The sequence below is a fragment of the Sphingobium sp. HDIP04 genome (genome assembly GCF_000445085.1).
GTDB lineage: Bacteria > Pseudomonadota > Alphaproteobacteria > Sphingomonadales > Sphingomonadaceae > Sphingobium > Sphingobium indicum.
On the sequence record NZ_ATDO01000040.1, the window covers coordinates 14618 to 28455 of the forward strand.

General features: G+C 66.4%; 11 protein-coding genes. 6 read left to right on the forward strand and 5 right to left on the reverse strand.

What is annotated here, in order from left to right; translation table 11 throughout:
• Window positions 1–59 precede the first annotated feature (59 nt).
• The 6 genes from L286_RS27105 to L286_RS27130 all read left to right on the forward strand — a co-directional run bounded on the left by L286_RS27105 (window position 60) and on the right by L286_RS27130 (window position 7228).
• Window positions 60–809, forward strand: coding sequence for an SDR family NAD(P)-dependent oxidoreductase (locus tag L286_RS27105; protein ID WP_013054060.1), 750 nt, complete (start codon window positions 60–62; stop codon window positions 807–809).
• A gap of 25 nt (window positions 810–834) precedes the next feature.
• Window positions 835–1968, forward strand: coding sequence for an alcohol dehydrogenase catalytic domain-containing protein (locus L286_RS27110; RefSeq protein ID WP_020820213.1), 1134 nt, complete (start codon window positions 835–837; stop codon window positions 1966–1968).
• Window positions 1969–2032: 64 nt separating this feature from the next.
• Window positions 2033–4012, forward strand: coding sequence for a flavin-containing monooxygenase (locus tag L286_RS27115; RefSeq protein ID WP_013054058.1), 1980 nt, complete (start codon window positions 2033–2035; stop codon window positions 4010–4012).
• On the forward strand, window positions 4009–4746 hold the full coding sequence (locus tag L286_RS27120) for an SDR family NAD(P)-dependent oxidoreductase (RefSeq protein WP_020820212.1): 738 nt from the start codon (window positions 4009–4011) through the stop codon (window positions 4744–4746). The genes L286_RS27115 and L286_RS27120 overlap by 4 nt, the downstream gene beginning before the upstream one ends.
• Window positions 4743–5732, forward strand: coding sequence for an alpha/beta hydrolase (locus L286_RS27125; protein WP_015449279.1), 990 nt, complete (start codon window positions 4743–4745; stop codon window positions 5730–5732). The genes L286_RS27120 and L286_RS27125 overlap by 4 nt, the downstream gene beginning before the upstream one ends.
• Window positions 5729–7228 (forward strand): NAD-dependent succinate-semialdehyde dehydrogenase, encoded by a 1500-nt coding sequence (locus L286_RS27130; protein ID WP_020820211.1) that lies wholly within the window; start codon window positions 5729–5731, stop codon window positions 7226–7228. The genes L286_RS27125 and L286_RS27130 overlap by 4 nt, the downstream gene beginning before the upstream one ends.
• A gap of 230 nt (window positions 7229–7458) precedes the next feature.
• Here L286_RS27130 and L286_RS27135 read toward each other — a convergent pair whose 3' ends face one another.
• From L286_RS27135 to L286_RS27155, 5 genes are all read right to left on the reverse strand, one after another.
• Window positions 7459–9753, reverse strand: coding sequence for a TonB-dependent receptor (locus L286_RS27135; protein WP_020820210.1), 2295 nt, complete (start codon window positions 9751–9753; stop codon window positions 7459–7461).
• Window positions 9754–9835: 82 nt separating this feature from the next.
• The gene (locus tag L286_RS27140) at window positions 9836–10999 is read right to left on the reverse strand and encodes a thiolase C-terminal domain-containing protein (RefSeq protein WP_025160776.1); all 1164 of its coding nucleotides are present in this window, start codon (window positions 10997–10999) and stop codon (window positions 9836–9838) included.
• Window positions 11000–11001: 2 nt separating this feature from the next.
• Window positions 11002–11412: a Zn-ribbon domain-containing OB-fold protein gene (locus L286_RS27145; RefSeq protein ID WP_020820208.1), complete on the reverse strand. Its 411-nt coding sequence runs from the start codon at window positions 11410–11412 to the stop codon at window positions 11002–11004.
• A 25-nt stretch (window positions 11413–11437) separates the two neighbouring features.
• Window positions 11438–12352: an SDR family NAD(P)-dependent oxidoreductase gene (locus tag L286_RS27150; protein WP_021222994.1), complete on the reverse strand. Its 915-nt coding sequence runs from the start codon at window positions 12350–12352 to the stop codon at window positions 11438–11440.
• Between the two features lie 45 nt (window positions 12353–12397).
• A complete protein-coding gene (locus L286_RS27155; RefSeq protein ID WP_020820206.1) occupies window positions 12398–13819 on the reverse strand; it encodes an aldehyde dehydrogenase family protein in 1422 nt (473 codons plus the stop codon).
• Window positions 13820–13838: the final 19 nt, after the last annotated feature.

Here is a 13838-nt window from a genome sequence, read left to right on the forward strand (position 1 = left end):
CGGCACGCGGTCGGCGACCGCGTGCCGTCCGTTTTCAGCCAAGGGTCTTCGAGGGTTCGATGCAGGATAAATCCGTTCTCGTAACCGGCGCCGCGGGGGGCGTCGGAAAAGCCATTGCCAGGCGCTTCGCGGAGCAGGGCGCGTCCGTCCTCGTCACCGACATCGATGCGCGCGCCGCCGGCCAGGTCGCCGAGGCGATTGGCGGACAGGGCAGGGCGCGGGCGGCCACGCTGGACGTCGGCGACGCCGCCTCGATCGAATTCGCCGTCGCCTCCATCGTCGGATGGACCGGGCGGTTGGACGTGGTCGTGCATGCGGCGGGCATGTGGGCGGGCGGCACCGTGCTCGACATCGACGAAGCGCGGTGGACGCGGGTGCTGGAAGTGAACACGACCAGCGCCTATCTGATCGCCCGGCATTGCGTGCCCCACCTTCGGCAGACCAGGGGATCGATCATCAACATCGCCTCCGTCGCGGGGCTGAAGGGCACGCCGGGCGCGGTCGCCTACAACAGTTCCAAGAGCGCGGTCGTCGGAATGACGAAGTGCATGGCGCTCGATTTCGCGGCATCGGGAGTCCGGGTGAACTGCATCTGCCCGGGCGTGATCGACACGCCGATGGTGGATGCGGTGCTGGCGCATCATGGCGAGGCGTTCACGCGGGAGGATCTCGCCCGGCGTCATCCGCTCGGTCGGCTGGGCACGCCGGAGGACATTGCCGGCGCGGCCAGTTTCCTGGCGTCCGACGACGCGTCCTGGATCACCGGAACCGCCCTTGTCGTGGACGGCGGCTCCATGGCCGGGGTCTGATCGCATGAGCGCAGCACCCCCCGCCATGGATGGACGGAGCGACGGGTCGATGACGATCCGGGGCGCGATCCTGGAAACGTCGGACGCGCCGCGGCCCTATGCCGACAGCCGGCCGATCCGGATCGGCACGCTGGACCTGACGCCGCCCGGCCCCGGCGAGATATTGGTCAAGGTCGAGGCGGCGAGCCTCTGCCATTCGGACCTGTCCGTCATCAACGGAAACCGCAGGCGCCCGCTGCCCATGCTGCTGGGACATGAATCCAGCGGGCGCGTCGTCGCCCTGGGGCCGGATGTCGACGACCTCGCCCTGGGACAGCGCGTCGTCCTCACCTTCATGCCCCGCTGCGGCGCCTGCGACGCATGCCGGACCGAAGGGCGCATTCCCTGCACCCGCGGCACCGCCGCCAACGGGGCGGGGACGCTGCTCGACGGCGACGTGCACCTCAGCGAATGCGGCCACCCCGTCCTCCACCATCTGGGGGTCTCCGCCTTCGCGGATCACCTGGTCGCGCATCGCAGTTCCGCCGTCTCGGTGGGCGACGACGTTCCGCCGGATGTGGCGGCGCTGCTGGGCTGCGCCGTGCTCACCGGCGGCGGCGCGCTCCTCAACGAGGCGCGGCCGACCGAGGCGGACGTGGTGGCGATCATCGGCCTGGGCGGCGTCGGCATGGCCGCGCTCATCACCGCGAAGGCGCTGCGTCCGCGCCGGATCGTCGCGATCGACGCGCTTCCGGACAAGCTCGCCCTAGCCCGTTCGCTGGGCGCCGACGAGGCGCTGTCGCCGCAGGACGCCGTCGACCGGGGGATCAGGGCCGACATCGTCATGGAATGCGCCGGCCATCCCCAGGCGTTCGAAACCGCCTTCGCCATCACCGCGCCCGGCGGCACGACCGTGACGGTCGGCCTGCCCGCGCCCGGCGCCATGGCGCAGATATCGCCCTTGCAGGTGACCGCCGAGGCGCGCCGCATCGTCGGCAGCTATCTTGGTTCGTCGGTTCCCCGGCGCGACATTCCGTTCCTGGAAAGGCTGTGGCGCGAAGGCCGGCTGCCGGTCGAGCGGCTGATTTCGCGCCGCATCGGGCTGGAGGACATCAACGCCGCCTTCGACGCCCTGGCATCGGGCGACCAGCTTCGCCAGGTCATCATGTTCGATGCCTAGTTCACGGCCCGGTTCACGCGCCGCCACGCATATGCCGCAGGTTCGCGGCCAGAGAGGAAAGACCATGTCCGCCAACCCCATCGACCATGCAGATGCGTTCGACACCTATCTTCCGATCGACATCGACGATGCCGAACTGGAGCGTATATTGGAGAAGGCGGAACTGCCCGCCCTGCTGGCCGCGCTGGCGAAGCTGACGGGCGACACGTCGCTGGTTCCCCCATCGCTCAAGCCGCCGCATACGCGCAAATCCTTCATCCCGATGCCGCAGGGCGGCCTTGACGAAGCGCAGCAGAAGGAAGCGAGGCGGCTCGCCTTCGACGCGATCAGGCGGTACCGCGACGGCGAGATCCAGACGCCCGGCCACACCGACGATGCGGAGCTGCGGGCGATCGTCAGCTTCCTCATCACCCGCGATTTCGACGATTACCGGGATCTTCTGATCCATGAGGTGGCCGACCATGACGTGGGCGCGCCCCAGTGGACCCTGTCCGAACTCGATCCCGACCGGCCGTTCAAGGTGCTGATCATCGGCGCGGGCATCACCGGCGTCGTCGCCGCCTATCGCCTCAAGCAGGCCGGGGTGGAGCATGTCGTGCTGGAAAAGAATCCAGAGATCGGCGGGACATGGTGGGAAAACACCTATCCGGGCTGCCGTCTCGACACGTCGAACTATGCCTATAGCTTCAGCTTCGCGCAGAAGACCGACTGGCCGCAGAAATTCTCGCGCCAGTCGGAGATCCAGGACTATGTCCTGAAAGTGGCGCATGACTATGGCGTGCGCGACCGCATCGTCTTCAATACCCTCGTCCGATCGGTGATCTATGACGAGGAAGCGGGCGAGTGGGAGGTGACGGCCGTCACCGACGGGGAGGTCAGGGTCCACCGCGCCAATGTCGTCATCAGCGGCACCGGCCAGCTCAACTCGCCCAAGCTGCCCAATATCGAGGGCATGGACAGCTTCGCGGGCGCGAGCATGCATTCCGCCCGTTGGAACCATGACGTAAGCCTGAAGGGCAAGCGGGTGGCGATCATCGGGACCGGCGCCAGCGCCTATCAGATCGCGCCGGCGATCGCCGACGAGGTCGGCAAGCTGGAGGTGTTCCAGCGCAGCGCGCCCTGGCTGTTGCCCACGGCCGACTATCTGGACGACATCAGCCCGGAACTGATGTGGCTGTTCCGGCACATTCCGGGCTATGCGCGCTGGTATCGCTTCTGGCAGTTCTGGCTGGCGACGGAAGGCCGGATGCCCACCGTCACCGCCGATGAAGGCTGGAGCGAAGAGGGTTCCATCGGCGCCATCAACCATGCCTTCCGCCAGGAACTGGAAGCCGAATTCCGCCGCCAGCTCGCCGACAGGCCGGACCTGATCGACAAGGTCATTCCCACCTATCCGGCGGGGGCCAAGCGCCTGTTGCGCGACAATGGCCAATGGTCGGCCACGCTGCGCAAGCCGCATGTCGACCTGGTGACCGAAGGAATAGAGCGGATCGTGCCCGAAGGCGTCGTCACGGCGGACGGCGTGCTGCATGAGGTGGACGTCATCGCCTATGCCACCGGCTTCCGCGCGGACGAGTTCCTGGCCGACATGGAGGTGCGCGGGCGCGACGGCGTGGAGGTGCACGAATATTGGGACGGCGATCCGCGGGCCTATGCCACCATGACGGTGCCGGGCTTCCCCAATTTCTTCATCTGCGGCGGTCCCAATTCGGCCGTGGCGGCGAACGGCAGCGCGATCTTCATCGTCGAATGCAGCATCGAATATATATTGGAGTGCATCCGCACCCTGGTCGTGAAGCGGCTGAAGGACATGGAACCCACCGACGCCGCGACCGATGCCTTCGTGGGGAAGATCGACCGGGCAAACCGGGCGCGGGCATGGGGCGCGGAAGGCGTCACGAGCTGGTACAGGAACAAGACCGGCCGCGTTTCCGCCGTCTGGCCGTTCGAACTGCTGGAGTTCTGGAACATGACGCGCGGGCCGGCCGAGGGCGATTATCGCTTCACCCCCTTGGGCGAGCTGACGACGCAGGCGGCGGAATGAGCCGTCTGACGGGGAAGACCGCGCTGATCACGGGCGCCGCCCGTGGCCTGGGCGCGGCCTATGTCCGCCGCTTCGTCGCCGAGGGCGCCAGGGTTCTGGTCACCGACGTGATCGACGAGGAGGGCCGGCTGCTGGCCGAGGAGATGGGCGCCGATGCCGCCGACTATCTCCGCCTGGACGTGTCCTGCGGCGAAAGCTGGGGGGCGGCGGCGGACCGATGCGTCGAACGGTTCGGCAGGATCGACATATTGGTGAACAATGCGGGCGTGGGCGGGGGCGGCGCGCTGGAAACCACGTCCGACGACCAATGGGAAAGGCAGATCGCCGTCAATCTGGGCGGCGTCTTCTACGGCATGCGCGCCTGCATTCCGCGCATGGCGGCGGCCGGCGGCGGATCGGTGATCAACATCTCCTCGATCAACGGCGTCAGGGGCAATCGCGAACGTTACGGCTATGTCGCCTCCAAATTCGGGGTCATCGGCCTCACCAAGGCGGCCGCCCTCGACTTCGCGGCGGCGGGCGTCCGGGTGAACGCGGTGCTGCCTGGCATGATCAGCACGCCCATGACCGCGGGATTGAAGGTCGACACGTCGCTTATCCCGCTGGGACGGCCGGGGGGCATGGACGAAGTGGCCCAGGTCGTCGCGTTCCTCGCTTCGGATGAAGCATCCTATGTCACCGGCGCCGAATTCCTGGTCGATGGCGGCGTCGTGCAGAAAGTGGTTGGACAATGACAGAGGCAATCGAACTTCGCGTCCCCCTGGAACCGGGGGCGCAGGGCGTCGTCGATCAATATCGCGCGGCGGCCCTGCCTCCGCTCGAACAGGGCACGGCGCAACAGGCGCGGGAAGGCTATCGCGCCACGTCGCTGCGCGCAGGCTTCGAACCGGAACGCGATGTCCGCGCCAGGGATCTGACGATCGGTGCGGGCGGCAATCCGCTGCGGACGCGGATATACGAGCCGGAGGCGGCGATCGGGCCGCGCCCGCTGATCGTCTACCTGCATGGCGGCGGCTGGGTCATGGGGGATCTGGACACCCATGATTCCACCTGCCGGCTGCTGGCCAGGCAGGCGGGCGCGATCCTGGTCGCGGTCGATTACCGGCTGGCGCCCGAACATCCCTTTCCCGCGGCGGTGGAGGACGCCGTCGCCGCGCTGCGCCATGTGCCTGAGGCGGTGGCCGGGCTGGGCATCGAAACGGCGGGGCTGGCCGTTGCGGGCGACAGCGCGGGCGCGACGCTGGCATTGGTCGCGGCGCTCGCGCTGAGGGACGAAGCGACGCCATCCGCGCTGGCCCTCTTCTACCCCGCCGGCGACATGGGCCGCAGAACCGCGTCGATGGACGAATTCAGCAGCGGCTATCCGCTCACATCCTCGACGCTTCGCTGGTTCCGCGACCTTTATCTGGACGATGTGGCGCTGGCGGGCGACTGGCGCGCATCGCCGGCGCGCCATCCGGATTTCGGCGCCCTGCCGCCCACGCTCATCCTGTCGGTCGGCCACGATCCGTTGCGCGACGACACCATCGCGCTGGCCGGGCGGCTGAAGCGCGAGGTGCGGGGCAGCGAGCATCGACACCTGCCTGACCAGATGCACGGCTTCCTGACGCTTGGCGGGGTCATCGCTCCGGCGCGGGGCGAACTGGACCATGCGGCGCGCTTCCTTCGCCAGGCTATGGGCCTTGGCCCCGTGCTGGAGCGGGAGGGAGAAAGCGCATGACGGCCGCGACCATGCAGCAGCAGGCTCTGACGGAGGCGGCCGACATGGTTTCGTCCGTCCCCACGGGACTTTTCATCGACGGCGCCTGGCGCGCGGCGGCCGACGGGCAGCAATTTAGCGTCCACGATCCGGCGACCGGGGATGTCGTCGCCCGGCTGGCGAATGCGACGCCGTCGGACGCCATGGATGCGCTCGACGCCGCCGACCGCGCCTTCCCGTCATGGTCGCGCACGCCGCCGCGCGAGCGCGCCGAGTTGCTGCGCCGGACGTTCGACCTCGTCATGCGCGACAGGGAACGGATCGCCCGCATCATCACGCTCGAAATGGGAAAGCCGCTGCGGGAATCCCATGCCGAGGTGAGCTATGGCGCGGAATTCCTCCGCTGGTTCGGCGAGGAGGCGGTTCGCATATCCGGACGCTTCGGCTCGTCGCCGGAGGGCACCGGGGACATGATCGTCTCGCGCCATGCGCTTGGCCCGGCGCTGCTCATCACGCCCTGGAACTTTCCCCTCGCCATGGCGACGCGCAAAGTCGCGCCCGCGCTGGCCGCCGGATGCACCGTCGTGATCAAGCCCGCCGCGCTGACGCCGCTCACCACCCTGTATCTCGTGAAATTGCTTGAAGAGGCGGGCCTGCCGGCGGGCGTCGTCAACGTCATTCCCACGACGAATTCGGGCGGCGCCACCGGACCGATCATCGCGGACAGCCGCTTGCGCAAGATCAGCTTCACCGGGTCGACGCAAGTGGGGCGGGTGCTGCTGGAGAAGGCCTCCGCCAACATCCTGCGATCCTCCATGGAACTGGGCGGAAACGCGCCCTTCCTGGTCTTCGACGATGCCGATCTCTCCCGCGCCGTGGAAGGCGCGCTCGTCGCGAAGTTCAGGAATATCGGCCAGGCCTGCACGGCGGCCAACAGGTTCATCGTTCATGCAAGCGTGGCCCAGGAATTCAGCCGGCGGGTGGCGGAGAAGGTGGCGCAGTTCAAGCTCGGCTCAGGCTTCGATCCGGACGTCGCGATCGGCCCTCTGATCGACGAGGCGGCGGTCGCGGGGGTGGACGAGCTGGTCCAAGATGCCTTGTCCCGCGGCGCGACCCTCGTCACGGGCGGCAAGCGGCGGGGCGGCGCGGGCACCTTCTTCGAACCCACGGTGCTCACCGATGTCGCAAGGGACAGCCGAATCCTGCGGGAGGAGATTTTCGGCCCCGTCCTGCCGATCGTCACTTTCGACACGGACGACGAAGCCATCGCCATTGCGAACGACACCGAATATGGCCTGGTCGGCTATGCCTTCACCGCCAGCATCGAGCGGGGGCAGCGGCTGATCAATGAACTCCAGACCGGCATGATGGGATGGAATGTCGGCGTCCTTTCCAATGCCGCCGCACCCTTTGGCGGGGTGAAGATGTCGGGCCTGGGGCGCGAGGGCGGCGCTGAAGGGATCGATGAATATCTGACCACCAAATATACGCTGCTGCCGTCCGTTTCCCGCCAGTAAAGCATTTTCCAGGCAGGCGCGGCCGCCTGCGAAAGGGATCGGCAGGGATGCGGGGATGCCATTGCCGGACGTTCTGCCCATCTCGTCCGGCAAAGGGAGCGTGCCGCGCCTGATGGACGCGGCACGCTCCCGAATTGGGCCGCTGGCAGGAACCCGGGTTCGCCGTCTGAACTGGGCGCCTGCCTGCGCAGGAAGGGATAAAAGGTAGAGCAGTCGGATCCGAATCTGCTTTAGAATTTCGCGTCGAAGCTGATCCCGTAGGTGCGCGGGTCGGCGAGATGGGTGTAATCGAACCCGTTGCCGGACAGGTCCAGCGAATAACGCGCATAATATTTGTTGAAGATATTTTTGCCCCACAGGCTGACGCCGTAGCGATCGTCGGCAAATCGATAGCTGAGCTGGCTGTTGACCAGCGCATATCCCTTCTGCGCGGTGCGTTCCGTATTGAACAGGTCGAAATATTGCTTGGACGTGAAACTGCCGTTCACGCCCCAGCTCAGCTTTCCGCCGCCGGTCTCCACTATATCCCAATCGAAACCCGCCGATGCGCTGAGCTTCGGCGCGTTGGGCAACTGGTTCCCCCGCAGGGACGTGCCGTTGAGCGATCCTTCCTTGATCTTCGTGTCCAATATGCCGACCCCGACATTGATCCGAAGCGCCTGGACCGGGCGCACCGTCAGTTCGAATTCCGCGCCCAGGATGCGGGACTTGGGAATATTGATGAGCGTCTGGATATGGGTGACCGAATTGACGCTGATCGCCTGCTGGTCGCGATAATCATAATAGAATGCCGCCCCGTTGAAGGTCACGGCGCGGTCCAGGAACTGACTCTTGAAACCCAGTTCATAGGCGTTGACGGTTTCCGGTTCCGCCACGTTCAATTCGGCCGGGGAAAAATAGGCCTGCGCGTTGAAGGCGTTGGCGCGATAGCCGCGGCTGAAGCTGGCATAGATCAGGTCGTTGTCGGCGGTCTTGAAATCGACGCCGACCTTGCCGGTGACCGTGCCTTTCTTGAAACGGGCGCTGGTCGACGCATCGAAATCGAACGGATCGTCGCCTGGGATGGTGTTGACGATGGGAACGCCGTCCGGCCCCTCTATCTGCGCGCGGTAGCCGACGACCTTGCCCCGATCCTGCGTATAGCGGATGCCGCCGCGCAGGATGAGGCGGTCCGACAGCTTGTAATTCATGTCGGTATAGACGGCGGCGCTTTTCCTGACCTGCTTATAATTGTTGCGGTAGATGCAGGAGACCGCGAAGCCGCTGTCGACGCAATCTTCCCAGGTGAGCGCGCCGTCGCCGTTCACGTCGATGTCGCTGTAGAATCCCGCCGACGTCTCGTTCCACAATTTCTCGATATTATAATAGGCGCCGAAGATGAAGTTGAACGGTCCGTCGAAGTCCGAAGACAGGCGAAGATCCTGCGAAAACTGCTTGCCCCGTCCTTTCAGGTCGGCCTCCAGCACCCGCAGCGGCGTGCCGTCCGCCTCGTCGATGACGCGCAGGCGCCCATAGTCGTAGGACGTCACCGACGTGACGGTCAGCGCGTCCGCGACATGCCAGTTTCCGGTCAGGGACGCGCCATAGGTGCGGTGGCGATGGCGGCCGATATTGTCCGCCTCCATCTCCCGCTGTCCAAGGCCGGTCCTGAAATAGCTGGACGCGCCGAACATCTCATAGACCCCGTTCCCTATGCCCAGAGACCCGACCGGCTCGCCCAGGACGCCATATTCGATCGGATTTTGCAGGCTGGTCGTCAGCCGCAGGATGAAGTCCAGCTTGTCGTTCGGTTCGAACAGCAGGGACGCCCGGATGCCATATTGGCGCACGGCGCTGCCGTCGGGCTTGCCCGGCATCAGATTCTTGAACCAGCCGTCGGCGCGGGAGAATGTGAAGGCGATGCGCGCCGCCAGCGTGTCGCCCAGGCCCGCCTGCACCGCTCCGTCGGCGTCGTATCGGTTGTAATTGCCATAGCCCAGTTTCAGATAGGCTTCGGAATCATGCCCCGGCCTCTTGCTGATGAAGTTGATGGCGCCGCCGGTCGTATTCTTTCCATATAGGGTTCCCTGCGGTCCCCGCAGCACTTCGACCCGTTCCAGGTCGAACATGCCCAGTCCCAGCAGGGGAAAGCTGCCCTTGTAGACTTCGTCGAAATAGGTCGCGACCGGACCCTGCTGGTTGAAGCTGAAGTCCGACATCGAAACGCCGCGCAGCGAGAAGATCGGCAGCCCGTCCCCGGCGACGGTCGACGCCTGAAGATTGGGAACCGACCCGGCGAGATCGCTGACCTGCTGAAGCCGCTGCTGCGACAGCGCCGCGCTGCCCAGCGCCGTCACCGACACGGGCACGTCCTGCAACCTTTCGGACCGGCGGAGCGCGGTCACGACGATGTCGCTGGTGCTGACCGATCCCGACGCGCTTCTTTCCGCCGCGGCCTGATCCGGACCGCTATCCTGCGCCAGGGCGGGTTGCGCAAATGCGAAGGCGCAGACGCCACATAATAGCTGATACCCCAATCCGTTCATTTTCTCTCTCCTTGATTGGCCATCGAGGAGTTTGCCTCCTTCTTGGCAGCGCTTTTGATGGATCGAAACCGTCATTGCCTCCCTAGGGCGCCTGGTTGGACAGGATCAGGGAGGCCGCCGACCAGAAAAGCCCGCCGACCCCCTGGACGAAGCTGAGTTTCATGTCGGGCACCTGCACCACGGCTTCGCCGCGCAACTGGCGCACGGCTTCCTGGATGGCGTACATCCCGTACATGCCGGAATGGGTGTAGGACATGCCGCCGCCATTTGTGTTGATCGGCAGGCGGCCGCCCGGCCGCGTATGCCCTTCGGCATGGAAGGCGCCGGATTCGCCGAAACCGACGAAGCCCGTATCCTCCAGCATGTAGAGCGGCAGGTGCGCGAAGGCGTCGTAGAACATGGCATGGTCGATGTCGGCATGGGTGACGCCGGCCGTTTCGAACGCCTCCGCGCTGGCCCGGCGGAAGGAACCGAAGGAAGTGAGGTCGTCCATCTGCGACACCAGCACGCTCTCGCAGGATTCCCCCGACCCCATCAGATAGACGGCGCGCTTCGCGCTCGGCAGGTCGCGCGCCCGCTCCGCGCTGACGAGGACGAGCGCGCCGCCGCCATCGGTGACGACGCAGCACATGTCGCGGGTGAAGGGATAGGCGACGCGCGGCCCCGCAAGGACATCCTCGACCGTCACCGGCGTCCGGCGCTGGGCGCGTTCGTTGGGGATCGCCCATTCGCGCTGCGCCACCACCACTTCGGCCAGGTCGCGCTGCCCCATGCCCCGCGCCTCCAGGAAGGCCAGCGCGGGCAGGGTGAACAGGGAATAGGGGGCGATGGCGCCAAAGGGCTGCTCGAACTGACCGTCCGGCCCCCTGGGGTTCATCGAATAGTTGGGCATGCCCACCCAAGACCGGCCGGATTCGCCATGGGTGATCAGCACGACGCTGGCCTGACCCGTGGCGATGGCGGCGGCGGCGTGGCGGACATGCGCCATGAAGCTGCATCCGCCGATGGTCGTGCCGTCCATCCAGCGCGGGCGGATGCCCAGCATGGCGGCGACTTCGATGACCTGCGTCTCCGCCGTGGCGATGCCGTCCACGTCGGCGGGCGTCAGTCCGGCATCCTTCAGCGCCCGCCGGGCGGCTTCGGCGTGCAACTGGATCATCGACATATCGGGAACGACGCCGACGCGTTCCGTCTCCGACGCGCCGACGATGGCGATATTGCCGCCATTGGGGGAAGATAGGGGCATGCTCATATCCTGACGGGCTTGAAGACGGGCAGGAACTGGTCGCCGCGCGGTTCGAACGCGACCTGCAATTCCATCCCCAGCGGCAGATTGTCCGGCTCCGGTTCGACCCCGACGATGTTGGTGCAGAGGCGCGGGCCTTCCTCCAGCGTCACCAGCGCGATGATCTGCGGATCCTTGCTCTCGAATTCCGGCGAAGGGCGGTAGTTGATGATGTAGGAGGCCAGCCGCGCCCGCCCCGACACCGGCTTCCATTCGACCTCGTCCGAATTGCATTTCGGGCAGAAGGGACGCGGATAGAAATAGAAGCTCCCGCAACGGACGCAGCGCTGGATGCGCAACTCCCCCTCGGCCGCGCCCTGCCAGAAGGGCGCGGTTTCCGGGGTAGGTTCGGGGATAGGCCCGATCGACATCATGAATCTCCGTCAGTCATGGCCCGGTTCACATCTGCGAATCGAAATAGATGCTGGGCGCCAGCCCGTCCGCGAGCGGGCGGAACTCCTTTTCTACCGTGGCGGCGAAGGTCGCTGCATCCAGATCGGCCATGCCGTTCAGGGTCTTGATCATCTCCGGCACATTGTAGAGCATCAGCTCGCCCCCCGCCGCGCCGATGGTCCGCCCGGACATCCAGCCCGATTGCTTCGAACCCAGGAACACCGCGATGGGCGCGACGCGGTCGGGCGTATAGGGGTCGTCCGCCCGCGCCGGGCCGTCGACATTCTTGTCTTCGGGCGCGGTTTCGGTGAGCCGCGTCGTCGCGCCCGGTGCGATGGCGTTGACTGTGACGCCGTAGCGGGCAAGGCCGTTCGCCAGCGACATGGTCAGGCCGACGACGCCCATCTTGGCGGCGGCATAATTGGGCTGGCCGGGCGACCCGTGCAGCCCCGAAGCGGAGGTGAAGTTGACGATCCGGAAGTCGCCCTGCGGATTGCGCAGCGAACGCCAATAGGCTGCGGCGGGCTTGATGGTCGAATAATGCCCCTTCAGGTGGACGCGGATGACCGCATCCCAATCCTTCTCGTCCAGGTTGAAGATCATCCGGTCGCGCAATATGCCCGCCACATTGACGACGATGTCCAGCCCGCCGAACTTCTCTATGGCCAGGCCGACGAGCCGTTCGCCGGTCGCGACGTCGGCGATGTCGCCGCCGTCGGCAATGGCCTGCCCCCCGGCGGCGACGATGTCGCTGGCGACGGCGGCGGCCGGCCCCAGGTCGCTGCCTTCGCCTGTCGTGTCGCCGCCCAGATCGTTGATGACGACCTTCGCGCCCTCCGCCGCGTAGCGCCGCGCTATCGCCGCCCCGATGCCGCGCCCGGCCCCGGTGATGATGGCGACCCGTCCTTCCAATGCACCCATGACATATCCTCGACTTGTTGCTTGTGGTTCCGTTGTTCCGTGCCCTCAGGCCGCCGCCCGCCTGGGGGGCGCGTAGAGAAGCTGGATGTCGGTGAAGCCGTGCAGGCCCCATGGTCCGTTCTCGACGCCGATGCCGCTCGACTTCAGCCCGCCGAAGGGAAGATGGGGCTGCAGGCCCATGGCATGGCCGTTGACCTGCACTTGTCCGGCTTCGATCCCCAGCCCGATATCGGCGGCGCGGATCGGGTCGGACGACCAGACCGACGCGGTCAGGCCGAACGGACCCGCATTGGCGCGGGCAATCGCATCGTCGACATCGCTGTAGGACAGGATCGGCAGTGCCGGGCCGAACTGCTCCTCGCTCACGATCCGCGCTCTTTCGTCCAGATCGGCGAGGATGGTGGGCTGGAAGAAGAAGCCGGGCCGGTCCATCGGCGCGCCGCCCGCCGCCACCCGCGCTCCCATGCCGATGGCTTCGGCGACCAGTTCCTTCACCCGCTCGAACTGCGGCCGGTTGCAGAGCGGCCCCAGCAGCGCGCCTTCCTCGTTCCAGGCGCCAACCGCCACGGAACGGGCGCGCTCCGCCAGCGCCTCGACCAGTTCGTCATGGCGGCTTTCATGGACATAGATGCGCTTGATGGCGACGCAGACCTGCCCATTATTGGCGAAGGCGCCCCAGAACAGCTCGTCCGCGATGGCGGATATATCGACATCGTCTAATATCACCGCCGGATCGTTGCCGCCCAGTTCCAGCGTCACGCGCTTCAGGTCGTTGGCCCCCGACGCCATCACCTTCCGGCCGGTCGCGGTAGACCCGGTGAAGGTCAGCTTGCGCGGCGTGGCATGGGCTGTCATCGCCGCGCCCAGCGGGTCCGGGCCGGAAATGACGTTCAGCACGCCGGGCGGCAGGACCGATTGCAGCGCCTGCCCCACCGCCAGCGTGGAAAGCGGCGTATAGGGCGACGGCTTCAGCACCAGCGTGTTCCCGGCGCGCAGCGCGGGCGCGATCTTCCAGAAGGCGAGGGCGATGGGATAATTCCACGGGGTGATGCCCGCCACCACGCCCAGCGGCCTGCGGACGATTTCCGCATAGGCCGCCGCATCGTCCTGCACGACCTCCCGCGGCAGTTCGAGATCGGCATAATAGCGGAGCCATTCCGCCGACGCCTCGAACTCTATGCCCGTGTCCGCCAGCGGCTTGCCCTGTTCCTGGGCCAGTATCGGCCCCAGATCGGCGGCAATCTCCATCACCAGCCCGGCGGCCTCCTTCAGCGCCCTGCGGCGCAACCCCTCGTCGCGGCTCCACGAAACGAAGGCGTCCTGCGCGGTCGCCATCGCCTCCTCCAACTGTTCGGGGCTGGCGGCAGGGGCCTCGGCAAAGGCTTCGCCCGTTGATGGATCGATCACCGGGAAGGTGGCCCCTGTCACGACGGATCGACCGTTGATGGTCATTGCGATGGCGTTCACGGCTGTTTTTTTCCTTATG